This window comes from Pseudoalteromonas sp. JC28, assembly GCF_013319255.1.
Classification (GTDB): Bacteria; Pseudomonadota; Gammaproteobacteria; order Enterobacterales; family Alteromonadaceae; genus Pseudoalteromonas.
The window spans coordinates 208,803-228,491 of record NZ_QOKX01000002.1; the positions used below are offsets into that span (position 1 = coordinate 208,803).

Sequence of the window (19,689 nt, forward strand, 5' to 3'; positions counted from 1 at the left end):
TAACATCCACCTTCCGAAGAAGGTGGATGTCGCTCAACTAGTCTTTTGGTTGTTCGATACCAAAGTACACGCAATGTAACACAGGTAATACAATCAACGTCAGTATGGTCGCAAAACCAAGACCGAACATAATGGTGACCGCCATGGACTGGAAGAACACGTCAAATAATAGCGGGATCATACCCAGTATGGTTGTGATAGCAGCCATAGACACCGGCCTTACACGACTCACACCAGAATCAAATACCGCTTGGTAAGGGGACTTACCAGAGTCTATTTCGATATTTATTTGATCCATCAGTACAATACCATTTTTAATCAACATGCCGGATAAACTTAGCAAGCCTAGCAGCGCCATAAAGCTAAATGGTGCTTGTAGTAAAACAAGGCCTGCCGTTACCCCAATAATAGCAAGCGGCACGGTTGACCAGATCACTAATGGCTTTTTCACCGAGTTAAAGAGCAATACAGTGATCATAAACATCGCTAAATAACCGATTGGTAATGAGCCAAAAATGGCTTTCTTCGCTTTGCTTGACGACTCATACTCGCCGCCCCATTGCATCTCGTACCCTTGGGGTAGCTCAATGGCTTCGATATCCGCCTTCACTCTTGCAAATAACTTAGCTGGGGTTTCATCACCTATCACGTCGTGATCAGCCATTACCGTGATGGTACGTTTACGGTCGCGGCGCATGATCAGGCTATCTTCCCAAGTGACACTAAAATCATCCACGATTTGTGAAACTGGTACGTAGACGCTAAGGACAGGGCTGAATATTTGTAAGTCACCAAGATTTTCAACATTGAGCCTCTCTTCCTCAGGAGAGCGCGCAATGATAGGCAACAGTTGTGTACCATCTCGATATAACCCTACTTTGTTACCTGACACCGAAGTCAGTAGCAACTGATCTAAGTCTGATTTACTGATCCCCAATCGACGCGCCTTCAATTCATTAAACTGTGGGCGCACCAGTTTGGTTCTTTGTCGCCAGTTATCACGAATATTAAACGCTTTATCGTCTTGGCTGATAATACCTTTGGCTTCTTCAGCTAGTTGGCGTAACACAACAGGGTCTGGTCCCGAGAACCTAGCCTCGATTTTTGCATCAGTTGAAGGACCAATTTCCATACGCTTTATTTTGAGACGTCCGTCTAGCTCATTTTCAAGCTCATAATCGCGAAGCTTGGCAATCATAGCCACTACTGCTTCTCGGTCTTTTACACGTACAATTAACTGACCATAAGCGTCGTATTGTTTTTCAGGCGAATAGGTCAACATAAAACGAGGCGCACCTTGCCCAATCGTTGCAGTTACTTCATTAACCATCGGATCGGCCAGTAAAAAGGATTCAATTTTCTCAACATTCTGCGCCGTGCTACGTATATCGGCACCTTGATAATGCCAGTAATCCACATAGAACATCGGTGTATTTGAAGCTGGGAAGAAAGACTGCTTAACCGATTTAAAGCCAACAACTGCAGCGACTAATAGTAGTACCATAGAAATAATAGTAATAGCACGATTTTTAAGGCAGAAGGTCAGCATGGATTTATACACGGTGAAGATCACACCTTTATAAGGGTCGTCTTCTCCGCTGGTATCTGATGACTTTTCTTTAGGCCCTTTAAACATCATATTGGCAAAAAATGGCGTCAGTGTAATAGCCGTTACCCAACTTAGCAGTAGTGAAATTAACAACACCCAAAATAGCGAGCCTGCAAACTCACCACTGGCGTCGGAGCTTAAGCCAATCGGTGCGAATGCGGTGATCCCGATAACGGTTGCGCCAAGAAGTGGCCATTTTGTCTGTTCAACAATGTTCACAGCAGCTTTTACTTTAGATTGACCCCGTTTAATATTAATCAAAATGCCTTCAGTCACTACAATGGCATTATCGACTAGCATCCCCAGTGCAATGATCAAAGCACCTAATGAAATACGTTGTAAATCAATGGCGAATATCTTCATAAAGATAAAGGTACCCAGCACGGTAATAAGCAAAATACCGCCGATTAAAATACCACTCTTTACACCCATAAAAATAAGCAAAACGATAATTACAATGGCAACGGCCTCTAAAAGGCTAACGATGAAACCATCAACCGAGGTTTCTACTTCTGTTGGTTGATTGTAAACCGTGTTGATCGTAATACCGTAAGGGCGCTGATATTCTAATTGCTGTAAGTGATGTTCGATTTCTTTACCCACCTCAACAACATTTACACCAGAAGTAAAAGAAACCCCAACCAGCAGTGCACGCTTTTGATCAAAACGTGTAATATGATTCGGCACTTCCGCATATTCGCGTGTCACTTTTGCCACGTCACCCAAATAAATAAGCTCTTTGGCACCGGGCTTTGAGATCAGTAATCCCTCTAGCTCAGCAACGTCTGTAAACTCACCAGTAGGGTGCAGGCGAATAGACTCATCTCCAACTCGTATTTTACCCGCATTAGATACTGTATTTTGAGCTTGTAGCAACGAGAAAATGTAACTAGGCGCAATGCCAAGTTGTGACAGTTTTTGTGTTGATATTTCGACGATCACTTGTGCTTGTTGCTCACCCGCAACAGTGACTTTACTTACACCTTCTACTAGCACTAATTCGCGCTTCAAAAAGTCAACGTAGTCTTTTAGCTCATCATACGAATAGCCTTCACCGGTGATCGCGTAGAGTTCACCGTAAACATCAGCAAAATCGTCGATAACGCTTGGCGTCATAACACCTGGCGGTAGCTTCGGCGAGAGATCATTTACTTTACGGCGCAGCTCATCCCAGATCTGTTGTAAGTCTTTCTTACGGTACTTACTCTTCATCTCAACAGTGATCTGCGACTTACCGGGAGAAGAAATTGAAGTAACATAATCAACATACGGCAGAGATTGAATCGCATTTTCAATCGGGAAGGTGACTTCCTCTTCCACTTGTTGTGGCGATGCACCAGGATACATGGTCACGACCATGGCTTTTTTTAGTGTGAATTCAGGATCTTCTAGCTGGCCTAGGCCCAAATAGGATACCGCCCCAGCAATAAGCAGGAGCAAGGCAAACATCCAACTGATAACCTTATTCTCAATTGACCACTTGGCTAAACTCATATTACAGACCTCTTTCTTTAGTCCAAGGTCTCACTTTTGCGCCTTCTTGCAAGTAATGCACGCCCGCAGCAACAATTTCTTCACCAGGTTCAAGACCCGACATTACCTCAATTCCGGTATGATTAAGTTGACCAACGGTGACTTCGCGTTTTGTTACCATCTGATTATCTCTTTGATATACCCATACGTAACTATTCCCCTCTGTGCCTTGCTTTTTATCTGAGAATACTGCTTGGTTAGGTACGATGATTGCTGTATTTTCACGGTTCGTAATTTTGCTTGGGTCGACGTAAACATGGCCTGTCATACCTGCGAACAAATTAAAGTCCTCAGGGATTGGAAGACTAAATACGACTTTGTAGGTTAAGGTTGCAGGGTCTGCCTGCGTATCCCATTCCTTAATCGTAAGCGGGTAAGACTTACTTGGGTAGCCATCAAAAACAACGGTCGGTTTGTAATCCGAATCTTTATCAACACGTGCAACGATGCGCTCAGGAACTTGAATAACCACATCCATCATATCGCGTGTTTCAAGGCGAAGGATATTTTGCTTTGCTACCACGTTTTCGTAATTTTTGACAAATACCTTAGCAACCGTGCCGCTAAATGGTGCTCTTAACTCACTATATTCAAGGTTTGTTTTAGCAATTTTAAATGCAGATTCCGCAACTTGCTTGTCTGCGTTTGCTTTATCAAACTCAGCTTTAGTCGCTATGCCTTTTTCAAATAACGGCTCAATTCTCGATAACTGCGATTTAGCGAGTTCAAATTGGGCTTTACGTTGTTCATATTGCAGATTGAAATCTTCAGGATCAAGCTTGGCTAGCAATTGCCCCTTTTGTACGTCTTGGCCTGCGAGAACAGGAAACTCGATAAGTTCACCATTCACACGAAAGGCAAGATAGGAGCCTTGATTTGCCACCACTTCAGCAGGGAAACTGCGAAGCGTGCTGCTATTGGGGTCCGAAACAGTGTGAATTTTAACTGGTCGGTTAGGGGCTTCTGTTGGGGCTTGTTCTGCTTGCTCTTGGCAACCCACTAATAAGGTAGCCAGCACAATTCCAGAAAACACTCTTAACATTTTGTTCTCCATGACAACGTCAATTTTAATGCGTGCAGAATAATGGAATTACATATAAAATAAAAATTATAAAACATTCTATACTGCATAAGATTTATTTATGAAGATTTCGGACTTAGCAGCGTTTTGCACCGTTGTTGAAGCGCCTAGCCTTACCGAAGCGGCAAATAAGCTTCATAAGACACAGCCTGCGGTCTCTCAATCAATTAAAAGATTAGAACAATCTTTGGGATTTGCCCTTTTTGAGCGTGAGAAATATCGCAATGTGTTAACAGAGCAAGGTCGTCGGTTTTATTTTGAAGCCGAAAAATTACTTAATCATCATAGAGATTTGTCATTACTCGCGACTGAATTCGCGGCGGGTAATGAACCAAGCTTTAACATCTGTTACGAACCGATCGTATATCAAAACCAGATTGATCAAGTATTAGGCAATGCCTTCATTAAGTTTCCCGCAACTGAAATGAACATCTCAAGTGGTAAACGTTTTTTTGCGCTTGAGCAAGTCACACAGGGGATTGCAAACCTTGGCATTGGCCCTTGGTTTGACCTTTTTCATTCAACTGGCGATTTAGAATCAATGCCGATTGGACACGTAAAATTAGGCTTAGTCTCATTAACAGGCTATATGCCACCAGAGCTGAGCTTTTCGGAGCTTGCGCAATACCCATCTCTTGCAATGAAAGAAAGTAAATTCAAGTTTGATAGTGAGCGCTTGGCATACAGAAATAGTAACAATGTCATGAAACTCGATGACGCACTGGCAATAAAAAGATATTTATTACAAGGTATGGGCTATGCCTTAATCGGCCTTGACCTTTGTAGAGAAGAATTAGAGTCTGGTGTTTTGCAACAAGTGAGGGTGTTTGATAGAAAAGACGAGTTTGAAGCTGAAATCCACGCGTATCGTTTGCATATTTCACACCATGGACCGGTAGCAAGATATTTTTGGGACAAATTAAAAGAGTTAAATATTCAATATGAAAAGCAGCAATCCTCAGCAAGAACTCGCTGAAAAGGTTTTCACCGTAATTGGCGGTATCCCGTTTGGGAAGGTAGCCTCCTATGGGCAAATAGCGAGCTTAGCTGGTTATCCAAAACATGCCCGAAAGGTTGGTCAATTGCTGAAGAACCTACCACAAGGTTCAACATTACCTTGGTACAGAGTAGTAAATAGCCAACGGCGCATTTCTTTTCCTGAAGACAGTAGTAAATTTCAAGAGCAAAAGTCACGCTTGCAAGCTGAGGGCGTCACATTCTCAAATAGTAACGTGATAGCTAAACACTGTGTTTGGGAATAGTCATAAATTTAGCGTTAACTGATCCAGATAAATAGGGCCGTCGTAATTATCGTTAGTTTTTGTATATTTGAACGGGAATTATGAAACTCGCTTTATTTCCATTGCCAATATTCTTGCTTCCAGGCGGGTTCACCCGCTTGCGGATCTTTGAGCAGCGCTATCTATATATGGTAAAAGAGGCCGCGAAAACAGAGCAAGGTTTTGTGTTATGCCCATACCTCGCGGATACGCCGAACAATGTGTCAAAAGAAGGCGTGCACGTTAAAATTGTCGACTTTTCACAAGATGATGATGGTCAGCTGCTCATTGATGTTGAGGCACTATCGCGCGTCGCGATCAGTAATGTGGAAGTAGACTCACAATCTTTACGTTATGGCGATTGTGACATTATTGATGGGCCGCCATGGCAATGTAGTGAAGAAGCATTTAGTCTAGTTGACGAAACCCTTGCTCATAAACTTCAGAGCGTTTTTATCGCCAACCCAATCCTTGATGATTTGTACCGCGACAAGCATTTTACTCAGCCTCTTTGGGTTGCTTATCGTTGGCTAGAAATCTTACCCATCTCGATGACCCAAAAACTAAAAATAAAACAAGCACAAACATTTGAACAGGTGGCAGAGTTCTTACATACTGTATTAGATGAAAAATAGTGATCCATGCCAAGTTTTACAGCGTATTACAGCTTATAATTATAAATTGGAAGGTGAGCTATGTTAGGCCAACAGCAATCTATTGATTGCAACGTTCAGTCAGGAACTCGCAAAGCAGTGCAAGAAACTCCCTCTCAAGCGTTATCGGACGCTTTAGTTAAGGTTGCAGAAAAACGAGATCGCAAAGCTTTTGCCTTCTTGTTTGAGTACTTTGCGCCAAAAATCAGGCGCTTTGGTGTGAAACAATTTGGTAATGACGCCCAAGCGATGGAGCTCGTACAAGACACGATGACGTCAGTGTGGCGTAAAGCCCACCTCTATCATCATGATAAAGGCGCAGCCACAACGTGGATCTATACCGTGATGCGTAACGCGTCGTTCGACGCATTGCGTAAAATGAAGAGTAATAAAGAAGAACATATCAGTGAAGACATCTGGCCGATAATTCAAGACTCGCAGGCTGACGACGACGGTTTTCAAGATCACTTGCAAACGGCGCAAATTCAAAAATACATCAATAAGTTGCCGCCAGCACAACGAGACATAGTCAAAGGCGTGTACTTTCAAGAAATGTCTCAAGAACAATTGGCAGAGCATCTTAATATACCTGTCGGGACAGTTAAGTCACGTTTACGGCTTGCTTTACAAAAACTTCGCGCAGAAATGGGAGATCAAGCATGATAAAGCATCACCCTAATGATTCATTATTAAGCCAATTTGTTGAAGGTAATTTGCCTGCAAGTATCAGTGTCGCAATTGCAGCACATGTCGAAATGTGTCCATGTTGTCAGAAAAAGACTCAACAGCTTGAAGCGCAAGAAGCGAATGTTCAGCTTGGAGGAGGCAGCGACTCTTCACTAAGCAGCGATTTCGAGGCGATGATGCAAGCGATAACACTGGACGACGAAATAGACGAAGTTAAAGAATATATCCAACCCTCATTTAACTATCAGGGCAGGGATGTTCAGTTACCTCGGGCTATTGCGAATATCGACCGCACCAAGTTTTCAGGTGTAGGCAAAATCGCCCGCTCTCGGTTATTGCTAGAAGACGGCGACTTACGCTCAAGCCTTTTACAAATTGGTGCGGAAGGCGAAATTCCAGAGCACACCCACACGGGCTTTGAGATAACCTTGTTGCTTGACGGCGATTTTGCAGATGAGGCTGGTGAATACGTACCGGGCGACTTTATTTGGCAAGACGGCAAACATAATCATTCTCCGCGCACAAAAGAAGGCTGCCTGTGCTTTACCGTGGTAAGCAGTGCACTACACTTTAATAAAGGCTTAAGTAAGCTGTTAAACCCAATTGGTAAGTTGATTTATTAAAGGAATAGTTGCGAAATGAAATTTTCATCACCAATAAAAATTGGCATTAGCGCGTGTTTGGCTGGAGACAAAGTGCGATTTGACTCAGGCCACAAGCGTTCAAACTTTTGTATGGATGAATTCGCCGAACATGTTGAGTATGTGCGCTTTTGCCCGGAAGTTGCGATAGGCATGCCAATTCCAAGACCAACTATCAGACAGATCCGCGTAGGCGACATTATCAAAGTTAGTCGCCCCGACGGTAAAGAAGATGTCGCACCAAAGCTTAAGGAGTTTGGTGAAAAGGTTGCAACCTCACAAACACAAAGCCTCTCCGGCTTTGTGTTTTGCGCCAAAAGCCCAAGCTGCGGAATGGAGCGTGTTAAGGTTTATAACGAAGCAGGAACAGGTAATACATCTGAGGGTATTGGCATTTTTGCTGAGCAAATTATAAAACACAATCCGCTTTTGCCTTGCGAGGAAAATGGCAGATTGAATGACATGCATCTTAGAGAAAACTTCGTAATGCGGGTATTTGTCTATAAAAGCTGGCAGGAACTAACGCAATCGGAAAACATCGGTCTACACGAGCTGACGAATTTCCACGCCAAGCACAAATATCTGTTGATGAGCCATAATTACCAAGCCTATAAAGATTTAGGGCGTCTACTTGGTGATGGCAAAAAATTTGATAGAGAGACGCTGAAACATAAATACATCAGTGGTTTGATGTCGGCACTGAGCAAGCCTGCCAATCGCAAAAATCAAGCAAACACGTTAACGCATCTACAGGGATATTTTAAGAATGAGCTTTCGAGCATCGAGAAGCAAGAGATGTGCGGCGCAATAGATCAATATCGCAAAGGTATTGTACCTTTATATGTACCGTTGACTTTGCTCAAGCATCATCTCACCGTGCATCCTAAAGCGTATTTGCAAAGCCAAGTGTACTTTGACCCATACCCCAACGAACTGCGTTTAAGATTCGGAATTTAATAATGAAAACAGCTTTTTGGTTTCGCCGTGATCTCAGGGTTTACGGCAACGAGGCTTTGATTGAAGCCGTGAATGAGGGCGCACGCGATGCGCTCTTTTTTTATTGCAAGCCACAGTGGCAGTCACACAACGTGGCCAGTATTCAGCTCGACCTACTTGAGCGCAGATTACTTGAGCTTGGCAGTCAGCTTAGTGAATTTGGCATTAGGCTACATATCATTGAAGCGAGCACATTCGCTGAGCTGCCGGCGCAGCTTCAAGTTGTTTGTGACGATAAAGGCATTGATTGCTTATATGCAAATAAAGAGTACGAAGTAAATGAAGTGGCCCGCGATGCAGCATGTGAAACTGTGATCACGTTAAAATTATTCGATGGCGATCTCATTGCCAAACCAGGCTCTGTGCTTACGGGCTCCGGTGAGATGTTCAAGGTGTTTACCCCCTTTAAAAAAGCATGGTTAAAACGTTTTGTGGGGCAGCAATTTCACTTCACTAGTTGGCCATTAGATAAGCAACATGAGGCAAACTTCAAAAAGCCAACTTTCTTCGAGATGACCAATGGATCTGAAAAGTGGCCAGTGGATGATAATGCCGTTGTCACGATTGTAAATCGTTTTATTAAGGACAAACTAGCAGACTACCAAGATGACCGTGATTTCCCTGCAATCAAAGGAACTTCGGGGCTCAGCCCATATTTGGCATTAGGCATTGTGTCGCCCAAGCAGCTCATCGCAGAGATCCAACTTCATTACCCTGAAGTGCTTGAAAACCCAAGTAAGCCAGAGTTTTGTTGGGTAAACGAGCTCATTTGGCGTGAGTTTTATCGCCATCTTATCGTCGCTTTCCCGCGTTTATGTAAAGGTTTTAATTTCAACGATAAATATAACGCGGTTAGGTGGCGTGACGACAGCCAAGCATTTGAGCTCTGGTGTAATGGTCAAACTGGCTACCCGATTGTCGATGCGGCAATGCGTCAGCTCAATAAAACTGGCTGGATGCACAATCGGCTACGTATGATTGTTGCCAGCTTTTTAACCAAACACTTGCTCATCGACTGGCGTAAAGGTGAAGCCTATTTTATGTCAAAATTAATAGATGGCGACCTTGCCAGTAATAATGGAGGCTGGCAGTGGGCTGCAAGTACGGGGTGTGACGCGCAGCCTTATTTTCGTATTTTTAATCCCATCACGCAGAGCGAAAAGTTTGATCCCGATGGTTCCTTTATTCGTACATATGTGCCTGAATTGAAAAATGTTCCAGCAAAGCATATTCATTTTCCTCATGACTATTTAGCGGCATTTGGCGGAAAGGATGACTATGTAGAGCCGCTGGTTGATCATAAAGAAGCAAGAGCAAGAGCACTTGACGCATTTAAGGTTTAAATAGGTATGGATCACAGAATGCAGCGATTCGTGGCAATTTATAATGAAATAGACAAATACTGTCTCGGTAAATTGGCTTCAATTTACACTGAGGACATCAGTTTCGTAGACCCTTTACATAAAATTCAAGGACTTGATGCGCTAACGAGTTATTTTCAGGTGTTATATGAAAATGTCTCTGAAATCGAATTTCTTGTTACGAACGCCTATCAAGTTGATGACGTCAGCTTTATCTACTGGACTATGTCCTATCAACACCCCAAGCTAAATGGCGGTAAGGTCATAGAAGTCGATGGTCATAGTCGTTTAAGTTTTATTGGCGAAAAAGTGGCGCAACATCGGGATTACTTTGACAGTGCGCAAATGCTGTATCGCCACGTTCCACTACTCGGTGGTGTGATTCGTCTATTGGATAAAAGGATCACGGCATGAGCAACATCTTAATTACTGGCGCAACATCAGGGATAGGTAAAGGTCTTACGGAATTTTATGCAAAACAGTCACATCAAGTAACTGCTTGTGGCCGCAACCAAGAAGTGTTAGACAAATTAGAAAGCAGCGTAGGTGCAAAGAGCAAAGCATTTGATTTAACGAACCGCGAAGAGATAGAAGATAACTTCAAAGATATTGACGACTTGGATCTCGTGATCCTCAACGCAGGTGGTTGTGAGTATATCGATAATCCCAACCAATTTGACGGCTATTTGTTTGAGCGAGTAATGCATATCAACGTCATCTCAATCGGCCACTGCCTAGACGTTTTACTGCCAAAAATGAAAACAGGCGGGCAACTTTGCATCGTAAGTTCCAGCAGTGCATTTTTACCTTTGCCTCGCGCCGAAGCGTACGGTGCGTCGAAAGCGGCTGTCAGCTATTTAGCGCGCACCCTGACAGCAACATTAAAAGACATTGGTGTAACCTTAGTTCACCCAGGATTTGTAGAAACGCCGTTGACAGATAAAAACGACTTTCCGATGCCATTTATTGTAAGTGTCGATGAGGCCGTGGGTTACATTAGCAAAGGAATAGAAAAGCGCAGCAAGGAAATACATTTCCCAAAAAGATTTACTCTATTTTTAAAACTTCTCAGGTTACTGCCGTTTTCGTTGTGGTTACCTCTCGCAAAAAGGATAGCCCGTGGCTAAGATTGCAATAATTGGAAGCGGTATTTCAGGTATGACCGCAGCATACCTGTTAAGTCGTCAACATGACGTGAAAGTCTTTGAAAAAAATGATTATATTGGCGGGCATACAGCAACTATTGATGTTGAATACCAAGGTGAAAAGCTCGCGGTTGATACCGGCTTTATCGTATTTAACGACAGAACCTATCCAAAGTTTGAAAAATTGCTGGCTGAAATTGGTGTTAGTCGCCAAGAAACCGAAATGAGCTTTAGTGTTCACAACAGTCAATCGAAGTTTGAGTACAATGGCCATTCACTCCGCACGCTATTCGCACAAAAACGTAACCTACTGAGGCCGACCTTCTGGCGATTGCTAAAGGATATTGTGCGTTTTAATGATCTTTGTAAATCATTATACGAAAAAGACGACTATCGAGGTGTTGAAACGCTTGGTAAACTGCTACAGCAACACCAATTTAATGAGTTTTTTAAGCTGCACTACATCTTGCCGATGGGCGCAGCTATCTGGTCAACCAGTATCAAAGAAATGCTCGACTTTGAAGCTAAATTCTTTGTCCAGTTTTTCTTCAACCATGGGCTCTTGGACATCACAAATCGCCCTCAATGGTATGTTATCCCAGGTGGTTCGAGGGAATACATTCAACCATTGGTGGCAGAATTTAAAGACAATATTGTGCTTAATGCCGACATCAAGACAGTAGTTCGTGATGACTCTGGTGTGACCATCGTCTTCAAAGATGGTAGTAATGAGTACTTCGATAAAGTGGTCTTTGCATGTCATAGCGATCAGGCTTTAGCGTTACTAAATACCCCATCGAGTGATGAACAAGCGATACTTGGTGCAATTCCTTATACTGCAAACTCAGTGGTGCTGCACACTGACACCCGTTTATTGCCAAAACGTCCGCTGGCGTGGGCCAGTTGGAACTATTTATTAAACGAAGCGACGGACAAAGCCGCTGTTGTCACCTACCAAATGAACATACTGCAAGGGTTTGACGCTAAACATCAATACTGTGTCACGTTAAATCATGATGAAGGGATAGCTGAAGACAAAGTGATCCGCCGCTTTGTCTATCATCATCCGGTATTCAATACCACCAGCATTGCGGCCCAAAAACGTAAAGCCGACATCGATGGTAAACACCATAGTTATTTTTGTGGTGCGTACTGGTTCAACGGCTTTCATGAAGATGGGGTGAGAAGTGCGGTAGATGTGGCCGAGCAATTGGGTATCTCATTTTGAACAGTGCAATACTGGTGGGAAAAGTTCGGCATCGGCGATTCGCTCATGCCAAGCATGCTTTTTCTTACCCCATGTATATGATGTGGCTAGATTTAAGTGAGCTCGACGCACTCAATAGTATTTCGTCAAAGTTTGGTACATCCGGCTTAAAACTGCTTAAATTCAATCAAGCTGACTATATCCTCACAGAAGGCGAAAGCTTAGTTGAGCGCGCACGTGCTAAGTCAAATTCGCTAGGCAAACCCGTTTCATCACAAACAAAAGTATATTTAATGGCGCAAATACGCTGTTTAGGCTTTTACTTCAGTCCGGTTAATTTCTACTTTTTTGAAGACGAGAAGGGGGCTGGTTTTAGCCATATGCTCGCTGAGGTCAGTAATACGCCTTGGAATGAGCGTCATTTTTATTTAGTTGAATTAAGTAAAGAAGTGAACTTTAAAAAGCAATTTCACGTATCACCTTTTATGAATTTGGATATGCACTACCACTGGAAAGTGAAGCCACCCGGTAGCAATACGCTAATCCATATTGAAAACAGAAAAGGTGACGAATTGCTATTTGATGCCACGATGACGCTCAAAAAGCAGGAGCTCAATGAAGCAAATATTAATCAATTGCTTAAGCGGTTTCCAGCAATGACATGGAGCATAGCTAAAGGCATCTACTGGCAAGCGTTGAAGTTATTTTTAAAAAAAGTGCCTTTTGTTGGGCACCCCGGAAGAGTATAAGATGGAAAATACCACGACAATATCCTCATCAATTTCGCTTTCTACATTCGATAGAGTGTATAAAAAGCTCGTCTTTGGCGCGTTGAACACCTTAGAAACCGGAAAAGTGGTACTTGTCGAAGGCGACCAAAAATACTGTTTTGGTGAGTCAGAAACAAGCTTAAGCGTTGATATTCAAGTTCATTCAGTGCAAATGTATAAGCTATTTGCACTTGGCGGCAGTGTCGGCGCAGGTGAATCTTACATTCTTGGTCATTGGAGTTGTTCGGACTTAACCAAACTGATTGAGATCTTCGTCCTAAACCAAGCTCAGCTAGATGCATTTGAGAATAAGTTTGCATTTTTCTCCGGCATTGTGAATAAGATAAAGCATCTTAAAAATAAAAACTCGAAACAAGGCTCAAAGCGTAACATTGTCGCCCACTACGACCTTGGTAACGACCTTTATGAATCATTTTTAAGTGAAGAAATGCTGTACTCTAGTGCAGTGTATCCCTCAAAGGAAGCATCGCTTGAAGAAGCGCAGCAACATAAGTTAGCCGCAATCTGTGAGCGCTTGGATCTTCAGGCAGCTGACAAAGTTGTTGAGATTGGCACCGGGTGGGGCGCATTTGCGGTTTATGCTGCAAAAAACTACGGCTGCCATATAACCACAACAACTATTTCAGAAGAGCAGCATGCCTACGTAAAAGCACTGATTGAAAAAGAAGGGTTGCAGCAGCACATCACATTACTAAAACAAGATTACCGCGAATTGGACGGCCAGTACGACAAGCTGGTGTCTATCGAAATGATTGAGGCAGTTGGACATGCTTATTTATCGGGCTTTTTTGCCAAATGCAACGACTTGCTGAAACCGACTGGCGCGATGCTGATTCAGGCCATTACCATCGCCTGCCAACGTTATCAACATTACCTCAAGCAATCGGATTTCATTCAGCAGTACATTTTTCCTGGCGGTTGTCTTCCTTCCGTGAGTGAAATGAGCAAGCAAATCGTAAATTCCACCGATATGGTTGTCCACGAACTCCATGATATCGGTCTGCACTATGCCAGAACGCTATACGATTGGCGTGTTCGGTTTGAAAAAGCATGGCCCTCACTTGATAGTAAACGTTTCGATGAACGCTTTTATCGCCTTTGGCAATTTTATTTATGCTACTGCGAAGGGGCGTTTAAACAAAGAGCAACTAGTGCCGTGCATTTAGTCGCCAGAAAACCAAGATACCAGTCCAATGTCTGTACTCAAACATTGGATTACTAACGCGCTACTCTTCCAAAGCATTTGGTTTGCTGCATTATTTTTTCAAGCAGATGCGCTTTGGTTGATGTTGGTTGGCTGTCTCGTTATGCTCGCAGGACACCAAAACAAGCATCTCAATTTGGTGCTTGCACTCGTTGGTTCCGCCATAGGAATGAGCATTGAACTGATTGCGGTCAAAGCTCAGCTCATCAATTACCAAGGTAGTGAATTACTTCCGGTTTGGCTTTGGGTTTTGTGGATAGCATTGGTGCTGACAATAAATAATGCACTTTCCAAACTATTAACGCTCAAAGCGCCGATGTTATTAGTGGTATTTTTGGTCTGCGCGCCACCTAGCTATCTCGGTGCAGCTAACTTTGATGTAGTTTCTATCTCAACACCTTGGTACATTTTTTGGCCAGTGTTTGGCGCACTGTGGAGTGTGGGGTTCTACCTGATAGTGAGTTTTAATCGCATTTTATGGGGTACAAAGCTTGCGCAGTTGCCAGCAAATTGATAGCGTTTGATTACAAACCCACAGGATCCGGGGCGAAACGCAATAAAATAATAGATATTTCGTCGAATTTCGCAATTTTGGGGTTGCACATAAACGCAAAATGCATAAACATAGGTTTTGCTTAGGCAAATTATAAAGTTATAGGAATCTAATAATGAATAAAGCTCAACTAGTTGAAAAGATGGCGGCAGACGCAGAGATTTCAAAAGCAGCGGCAACCCGTGCTTTAGAAGCGTTTACTGGCGCAGTAACTAACACACTAAAAGATGGCGGTTCTGTTGCTTTAGTTGGTTTTGGCACATTCTCAGTAAAAGAGCGCGCTGCGCGTACTGGTCGTAACCCACAAACTGGCGCTGAAATCCAAATCCCAGCTGCGAACATTCCTTCGTTCAAAGCAGGTAAAGGCCTAAAAGACCAAGTAAATCCTTAATCCACTCGCTGGACAAGAAAAACCTCCCAAGTTGGAGGTTTTTTTATGCCTCTCACATTCATTATAATTGATACCGCTACCTTGAATTTGCTACTATCGCCCCAATCTCGTAATTTTATCTAATAAGTTGTTTAATCAGTTTTCATGAAGCGTATTAACCTTTTCGCCGTTATGTCATTACTCATGTTGTTATGGGTAGCTGCTGCGTGCGCGACAGGAACGCCTGATAATCACTTATCCCATACTTCTGATACGCACAGCACGAGCTTCGAAAACATCACCCAAAAGGGCCTCGCTGACTCCAATCAGTTACCCAGTAAGCCAAGCCCTACAAGTCCAATAAAGCTCAGTGGTGAAACCACGCATCACGAAAAGGGCTTATTACCGGAACGCGAGCGTACTAGCCACCCTAGTTATTTTCTACATCCTAAACAACAAGCCGAATATGCGCTTGTATTTGAGCTTGCAGCAGAAAAATATATACCGGCCTCAGTCTATGACATCAATAGACCTAAACCTGTACCTTGGTATATGTGTGATACTCGGCCAAACAATGGCTTTATCGACAACTGTAAGCCGGCAAACTTAACCTTCAAAGGCAGTCTCAACTTCGCCTCTTAATCATTATCTACTACCAATAAAGTACCCAAATAGTAGTTTTGATACCAGCACCCTAACGTCTGTATGACCAGTATTCGTTAGCAAATCGGTATCGCTCAGATAGATAATGAGAAAAATATGAAAGATATAAATTCGCCAACGAGGCCATCAACCTCTCGTGGAGCCACCGCGCGTGCAAAACGCTTTTTTACTGCGCTTATTGTGTTCTTGTTGATCCTTTGTGCACTACCAAACTTGTATCCCAATAAGAATTTGATTCAAATTCAAGCAAGTAGTAACGAGGTAGTGTCTCTATCGCTGCCTGAGCTTAAATCTCAGCTAGAAGGAGAGGGATTCAAAGTCAAGCAAATCGAGTCTCATCAAGGTGGCTACTTAGTTGAACTTGAAAACCGCACGCTAACCGCCGAAGCGCGTGCTTATATGGCTGAGTCTCACTCCAAGCTAAGTGTTAAGGTTGTTAGTGCTTCAACGATGCCACAGTGGTTAGAAAGCACTGGACTCAAACCTATCAAGCTCGGACTAGACTTGGACGGCGGTGTGTTGTTCGTACTCAAGGTTGACACAGAGCAAGCGGCGCAAAATAAACTGCAGTCACTCGCAGACGAAGCCAATAGCCTACGGATCAAAAATCGTTATCGTAACCTATCTATTCCTCAAGTTATCAGTGGCGAGCAGGTTGAGGTCATAGCGAAAGCGCAAGGGCAAAATGAACTCGTAGCACTTACTGCGACACTGCGCGAACTCTATCCACAATTTACCAGTACAACTCATAAACAAGGCAGTTTAACGAGAGTTAATTTCCGTTTTGCCGAAGCGAAAAAAGCAGAGTTCGATAAGCAGTTAATGACCCAAGCGCTATCTACTTTACGTTCGCGTATTGAGGAACTCGGGATCACAGAAGCAGTTACGCAACGTCAAGGCACTAACTATATACGAATCGAATTACCTGGCGTGCAAGACCCAGAACAAGCCAAGCGTATTATCGGCGCCACAGCAAAGCTTTCATTTCATGCATTACAAGAAATGGGAGGTCAAAAATTAAAGGATAAATCTGGCGCTTTGGTTTCAGTCGACCCAGTTGCCATTTTTGGCGGGGATGAAATAGAGTCCGCAACAGCAGGAAGAGATGAATACGGCAAGCCTTTAGTGCAACTATTCTTATCTTCTCAAGGCGGTGAAAAGATAAACCGATTTTCTAGAAACAATGTTGGTAAACCAATGGCTACCGTATTCAGCGAATATTACGCGGATCCAAAAGGAGAGATTAAGCGCAAAACGGAAGTAATTTCAGTCGCCACTATTCAACAAGTATTAAATACCCGATTCAGTATTACCAATATGCAGTCAATGGAACGCGCGCAAGAGTTAGCATTATTGTTGCGGGCGGGTTCTCTTGACGCACCAATCACCATTGTGAAAGAGCAAACCATTGGTCCTTCATTGGGCGAAAAGAATATTGAAAGCGGCTTTAAAGCTTTGGCGTTAGGGCTAAGCCTAACTTTGCTGTTTATGGCAGTATGGTATCGCAAGCTAGGCGCAGTGGCCATTACCTCATTACTGGTAAACTTAGTTTGCCTGATTGGATTAATGTCGCTGCTTCCTGGTGTTGTGCTTACCTTACCCGGCATTGCGGGCCTAGTTTTGACTATCGGTATGGCCGTCGACACCAATGTGATTATTTTTGAGCGCGTTCGCGAATTAAGGCGTAAAGGCATTGGGATGGTTACTGCATTAAAGCAAGGTTATCAACAAGCCATGTCGAGTATTATCGATGCCAACTTAACCACGATGATAACTGCTCTTATCCTACTTGGTATCGGTTATGGACCAGTAAAAGGGTTCGCGATCACTTTGGCGCTGGGCATAGTAACCAGTATTTTCGCCGGTGTGGTCGTCTCCGGTATGTTATCAGAATCTCTTTATTCAAAATCACGTAAAGGCGCAAAGTAAAATGACAAGTAAAACGCAAAAGGCAAGATTCGTCGGGCTAATTTCTGGATTGTTACTTGTCCTTGCAAGTCTCATAGCCATCACTCAAAAAGGCATTGTATTAGGCCAAGACTTTACCGGCGGTTACGTTACGGTTATCGATTTACCCAAGCAAACGAACCAAACAGAAATGCAAAACAAGCTAGCTGAGCTTGGTGTTCAAGATGCGCGAATCTCTCTACAAAACGATGGTAGCTGGCGAGTTTTCCAACCCCCTCAGTCCACCGATGAAACACACGTCAAACAGTGGATAGAAGGAATTGAAACACAATGGCAAGCAAGCGTATTAGACGCCAGTTATCTTGGTGCGCAGGTGGGTAATGAGTTAATTGAGCAAGGTGGCCTTGCTGGTATATTCGCATTACTTAGTGTATTGATTTACTTGGCGTTTAGATTTGAGTGGCGCTTAGCGGTCTCCGCAAGTATCGCGCTTTTTCATGATGTGATTGTGACGCTAGGTTTGTTTGCAATAACGCAAGTAGAATTTGACTTAACCGTGCTTGCAGCGCTGCTGGCGATTATTGGTTACTCACTCAACGATTCGATTGTGATTGGTGACAGAGTTAGAGAGCTTTTGTTCGAAGAGCAGTGGAAAAACAGTCCCGTGGGCAATACCATAGACCAAGCGATAAAGGATTCAATGAGCCGCACGCTTATCACCTCATTAACGACGCTCACAACAGTGTTAGCGATATGGTGGTTAGGCGGCGCGGGACTTAATAGTTTTGCCATGGCGTTGTGTTGTGGCATTCTCATTGGTACTTTGTCTTCCTTGGCAATTAGCGCAACTTTACCGCAGTTTTTAGGTTTGTCATTTAATAACTACCTAAAAGAAGAATCTGAGGCAGCGAAACAGCAACTCGCTGAGCCATAAGCATAATATGCGATTTAGGTTAAAAAAGTAGCAATTACTCTTTTTTAACCTTGTCGTGCTGATGTATAATCCGCACTTCGAAAGGAGCCGGATAAGGATTAATGTCAAAATATAGTTATCAAACTCGGTGCGGGAAAGTAACCCTCTGGGCCGAGCAAAATATCCTCTTTGCCTGTTTCGAAGGAAATATTAATGAGTCTATGATCCATTATTTTTCTAGGGCATTAGAGCAATGTCGAGCCGAGATCCATTCTTCGACATGGGGTTACGTGAGTTATTCCGAAAAGGCCATAGCTGCGACACCAGAAGCCTACAAGTTACTGGTAAACACAGCAAAGCGCTGTTTGCAGTTAGGCTGTGTTAGTGCTGCGTATGTGTTGAAGTCGGCAATTGCGAAAAGCCAGATTGAAAAAATGCGCAAAGAAATTGGCATGCCAGAGCCATTAGATCAAGTTTTATTTGCTAATGTAAGCGCTGCCATTGAGTTTGTAAAAAGTACTTTAGCTACACCTGAAAAGTTGTCGGTATAAGACATCCTAATTCTATATAAGTGACGTTGCCTATTGGGACGAGCATTTATAATCAGTTTGATTGCGCCTTCACTGTTAAGGCTTCATTGGGCCGCATCTCGCAACGTGCGATGATGCGGTTGTTTTTATCTTCTTCCTGTCTAAGCAACATACCTTCATCATTTTTTGTCCACCACACAAACCCATCACCTTGATATTTTGCACCGCTGGCTGAGCGTGCAATCTTCATCTTAACCACCTGTTCGTTAAAATGGACAGTTGCCTTATCACTGTCGTTGTAGTCAACTTTTATCACCGAATCATTATCACATTGATAACGGCTAAGTGTTTCACTAAGCTCAATTTTACGATTTGAGATGTCCTCGCCACATGCACTGAGAACAGCGCTAATTAAAACAGCAAAGGCAATTTGGGATTTCATAAACAGACTCCGGCGAGAAAAAGACGGTATCTGATAATTTAGCGTAAACGGATGAAGTTAAGGTGAATAGTGCGGTTACAAGGCAATAAAAAGCAGCATAAAAAAGGCCCAATGGGCCTTTA

Annotated in this window: 21 protein-coding genes; 18 read left to right on the forward strand and 3 right to left on the reverse strand. The window is 43.2% G+C overall.

All coding sequences use genetic code 11. The features are described 5' to 3' along the window. Positions 1-37: 37 nt before the first annotated feature. A complete protein-coding gene (locus tag DS891_RS06155; RefSeq protein ID WP_174169196.1) occupies positions 38-3,103 on the reverse strand; it encodes an efflux RND transporter permease subunit in 3,066 nt (1,021 codons plus the stop codon). A 1-nt stretch (position 3,104) separates the two neighbouring features. Next, positions 3,105-4,184, reverse strand: a complete 1,080-nt coding sequence (locus DS891_RS06160) for an efflux RND transporter periplasmic adaptor subunit (RefSeq protein WP_174169197.1) — start codon at positions 4,182-4,184, stop codon at positions 3,105-3,107. A 100-nt stretch (positions 4,185-4,284) separates the two neighbouring features. On the opposite strand from DS891_RS06160, the gene DS891_RS06165 reads away from it, so the two are divergent. The 18 genes from DS891_RS06165 to DS891_RS06250 all read left to right on the forward strand — a co-directional run bounded on the left by DS891_RS06165 (position 4,285) and on the right by DS891_RS06250 (position 19,146). Next, entirely contained in the window at positions 4,285-5,199 is a 915-nt protein-coding gene (locus DS891_RS06165) for a LysR family transcriptional regulator (protein WP_010605459.1), read from the forward strand. After that, positions 5,165-5,485 (forward strand): MGMT family protein, encoded by a 321-nt coding sequence (locus DS891_RS06170; protein WP_102058080.1) that lies wholly within the window; start codon positions 5,165-5,167, stop codon positions 5,483-5,485. Before DS891_RS06165 ends, DS891_RS06170 begins: the two co-directional genes overlap by 35 nt. 80 nt (positions 5,486-5,565) lie before the next feature. Beyond that, positions 5,566-6,138, forward strand: coding sequence for an LON peptidase substrate-binding domain-containing protein (locus tag DS891_RS06175; RefSeq protein WP_010605457.1), 573 nt, complete (start codon positions 5,566-5,568; stop codon positions 6,136-6,138). Positions 6,139-6,198: 60 nt separating this feature from the next. Continuing rightward, positions 6,199-6,819 (forward strand): sigma-70 family RNA polymerase sigma factor, encoded by a 621-nt coding sequence (locus tag DS891_RS06180; RefSeq protein ID WP_039495233.1) that lies wholly within the window; start codon positions 6,199-6,201, stop codon positions 6,817-6,819. Then, positions 6,816-7,466, forward strand: coding sequence for a ChrR family anti-sigma-E factor (locus tag DS891_RS06185; protein ID WP_174169198.1), 651 nt, complete (start codon positions 6,816-6,818; stop codon positions 7,464-7,466). Before DS891_RS06180 ends, DS891_RS06185 begins: the two co-directional genes overlap by 4 nt. 15 nt (positions 7,467-7,481) lie before the next feature. Beyond that, on the forward strand, positions 7,482-8,441 hold the full coding sequence (locus tag DS891_RS06190; RefSeq protein ID WP_174169199.1) for a DUF523 and DUF1722 domain-containing protein: 960 nt from the start codon (positions 7,482-7,484) through the stop codon (positions 8,439-8,441). Between the two features lie 2 nt (positions 8,442-8,443). Further along, the gene (phrB, locus tag DS891_RS06195) at positions 8,444-9,823 is read left to right on the forward strand and encodes a deoxyribodipyrimidine photo-lyase (RefSeq protein WP_174169200.1); all 1,380 of its coding nucleotides are present in this window, start codon (positions 8,444-8,446) and stop codon (positions 9,821-9,823) included. An 18-nt stretch (positions 9,824-9,841) separates the two neighbouring features. Continuing rightward, positions 9,842-10,255: a nuclear transport factor 2 family protein gene (locus DS891_RS06200; RefSeq protein ID WP_010605452.1), complete on the forward strand. Its 414-nt coding sequence runs from the start codon at positions 9,842-9,844 to the stop codon at positions 10,253-10,255. Further along, positions 10,252-10,968 carry an SDR family NAD(P)-dependent oxidoreductase gene (locus DS891_RS06205; RefSeq protein ID WP_174169201.1) on the forward strand — a complete coding sequence of 239 codons (717 nt, stop codon included), beginning with the start codon at positions 10,252-10,254 and terminating at the stop codon, positions 10,966-10,968. The genes DS891_RS06200 and DS891_RS06205 overlap by 4 nt, the downstream gene beginning before the upstream one ends. Then, complete coding sequence (locus DS891_RS06210) at positions 10,961-12,214, forward strand: NAD(P)/FAD-dependent oxidoreductase (protein ID WP_174169202.1); 1,254 nt, start codon at positions 10,961-10,963, stop codon at positions 12,212-12,214. The genes DS891_RS06205 and DS891_RS06210 overlap by 8 nt, the downstream gene beginning before the upstream one ends. Next, the gene (locus DS891_RS06215) at positions 12,211-12,942 is read left to right on the forward strand and encodes a DUF1365 domain-containing protein (RefSeq protein WP_102058073.1); all 732 of its coding nucleotides are present in this window, start codon (positions 12,211-12,213) and stop codon (positions 12,940-12,942) included. The genes DS891_RS06210 and DS891_RS06215 overlap by 4 nt, the downstream gene beginning before the upstream one ends. A gap of 1 nt (position 12,943) precedes the next feature. Continuing rightward, positions 12,944-14,206, forward strand: coding sequence for a cyclopropane-fatty-acyl-phospholipid synthase family protein (locus DS891_RS06220; protein WP_174169203.1), 1,263 nt, complete (start codon positions 12,944-12,946; stop codon positions 14,204-14,206). After that, positions 14,178-14,702, forward strand: a complete 525-nt coding sequence (locus tag DS891_RS06225; RefSeq protein ID WP_174169204.1) for a DUF2878 domain-containing protein — start codon at positions 14,178-14,180, stop codon at positions 14,700-14,702. Before DS891_RS06220 ends, DS891_RS06225 begins: the two co-directional genes overlap by 29 nt. A gap of 154 nt (positions 14,703-14,856) precedes the next feature. Beyond that, entirely contained in the window at positions 14,857-15,132 is a 276-nt protein-coding gene (locus DS891_RS06230; protein WP_010377204.1) for an HU family DNA-binding protein, read from the forward strand. A gap of 144 nt (positions 15,133-15,276) precedes the next feature. Beyond that, on the forward strand, positions 15,277-15,753 hold the full coding sequence (locus DS891_RS06235) for a hypothetical protein (RefSeq protein ID WP_174169205.1): 477 nt from the start codon (positions 15,277-15,279) through the stop codon (positions 15,751-15,753). A 117-nt stretch (positions 15,754-15,870) separates the two neighbouring features. Beyond that, positions 15,871-17,703 (forward strand): protein translocase subunit SecD, encoded by a 1,833-nt coding sequence (gene secD / locus DS891_RS06240; protein ID WP_174169206.1) that lies wholly within the window; start codon positions 15,871-15,873, stop codon positions 17,701-17,703. A 1-nt stretch (position 17,704) separates the two neighbouring features. Then, the gene (gene secF / locus DS891_RS06245) at positions 17,705-18,616 is read left to right on the forward strand and encodes a protein translocase subunit SecF (protein WP_174169207.1); all 912 of its coding nucleotides are present in this window, start codon (positions 17,705-17,707) and stop codon (positions 18,614-18,616) included. 101 nt (positions 18,617-18,717) lie between these two features. Then, on the forward strand, positions 18,718-19,146 hold the full coding sequence (locus tag DS891_RS06250) for a hypothetical protein (RefSeq protein WP_102058068.1): 429 nt from the start codon (positions 18,718-18,720) through the stop codon (positions 19,144-19,146). 52 nt (positions 19,147-19,198) lie between these two features. Here DS891_RS06250 and DS891_RS06255 read toward each other — a convergent pair whose 3' ends face one another. Beyond that, on the reverse strand, positions 19,199-19,567 hold the full coding sequence (locus DS891_RS06255; RefSeq protein ID WP_010605442.1) for an MliC family protein: 369 nt from the start codon (positions 19,565-19,567) through the stop codon (positions 19,199-19,201). Between the last annotated feature and the right edge of the window lie 122 nt (positions 19,568-19,689).

What these genes read in the sequence shown, in the direction of transcription:
- DS891_RS06155 (WP_174169196.1), bottom strand. Translation starts at nt 3,103, where the DNA reads ATGAGTTTAGCCAAGTGGTCAATTGAGAATAAGGTTATCAGTTGGATG.
- DS891_RS06160 (WP_174169197.1), bottom strand. Translation starts at nt 4,184, where the DNA reads ATGTTAAGAGTGTTTTCTGGAATTGTGCTGGCTACCTTATTAGTGGGT.
- DS891_RS06165 (WP_010605459.1), top strand. Translation starts at nt 4,285, where the DNA reads ATGAAGATTTCGGACTTAGCAGCGTTTTGCACCGTTGTTGAAGCGCCT.
- DS891_RS06170 (WP_102058080.1), top strand. Translation starts at nt 5,165, where the DNA reads ATGAAAAGCAGCAATCCTCAGCAAGAACTCGCTGAAAAGGTTTTCACC.
- DS891_RS06175 (WP_010605457.1), top strand. Translation starts at nt 5,566, where the DNA reads ATGAAACTCGCTTTATTTCCATTGCCAATATTCTTGCTTCCAGGCGGG.
- DS891_RS06180 (WP_039495233.1), top strand. Translation starts at nt 6,199, where the DNA reads ATGTTAGGCCAACAGCAATCTATTGATTGCAACGTTCAGTCAGGAACT.
- DS891_RS06185 (WP_174169198.1), top strand. Translation starts at nt 6,816, where the DNA reads ATGATAAAGCATCACCCTAATGATTCATTATTAAGCCAATTTGTTGAA.
- DS891_RS06190 (WP_174169199.1), top strand. Translation starts at nt 7,482, where the DNA reads ATGAAATTTTCATCACCAATAAAAATTGGCATTAGCGCGTGTTTGGCT.
- phrB (WP_174169200.1), top strand. Translation starts at nt 8,444, where the DNA reads ATGAAAACAGCTTTTTGGTTTCGCCGTGATCTCAGGGTTTACGGCAAC.
- DS891_RS06200 (WP_010605452.1), top strand. Translation starts at nt 9,842, where the DNA reads ATGCAGCGATTCGTGGCAATTTATAATGAAATAGACAAATACTGTCTC.
- DS891_RS06205 (WP_174169201.1), top strand. Translation starts at nt 10,252, where the DNA reads ATGAGCAACATCTTAATTACTGGCGCAACATCAGGGATAGGTAAAGGT.
- DS891_RS06220 (WP_174169203.1), top strand. Translation starts at nt 12,944, where the DNA reads ATGGAAAATACCACGACAATATCCTCATCAATTTCGCTTTCTACATTC.
- DS891_RS06225 (WP_174169204.1), top strand. Translation starts at nt 14,178, where the DNA reads ATGTCTGTACTCAAACATTGGATTACTAACGCGCTACTCTTCCAAAGC.
- DS891_RS06230 (WP_010377204.1), top strand. Translation starts at nt 14,857, where the DNA reads ATGAATAAAGCTCAACTAGTTGAAAAGATGGCGGCAGACGCAGAGATT.
- DS891_RS06235 (WP_174169205.1), top strand. Translation starts at nt 15,277, where the DNA reads ATGAAGCGTATTAACCTTTTCGCCGTTATGTCATTACTCATGTTGTTA.
- secD (WP_174169206.1), top strand. Translation starts at nt 15,871, where the DNA reads ATGAAAGATATAAATTCGCCAACGAGGCCATCAACCTCTCGTGGAGCC.
- secF (WP_174169207.1), top strand. Translation starts at nt 17,705, where the DNA reads ATGACAAGTAAAACGCAAAAGGCAAGATTCGTCGGGCTAATTTCTGGA.
- DS891_RS06250 (WP_102058068.1), top strand. Translation starts at nt 18,718, where the DNA reads ATGTCAAAATATAGTTATCAAACTCGGTGCGGGAAAGTAACCCTCTGG.
- DS891_RS06255 (WP_010605442.1), bottom strand. Translation starts at nt 19,567, where the DNA reads ATGAAATCCCAAATTGCCTTTGCTGTTTTAATTAGCGCTGTTCTCAGT.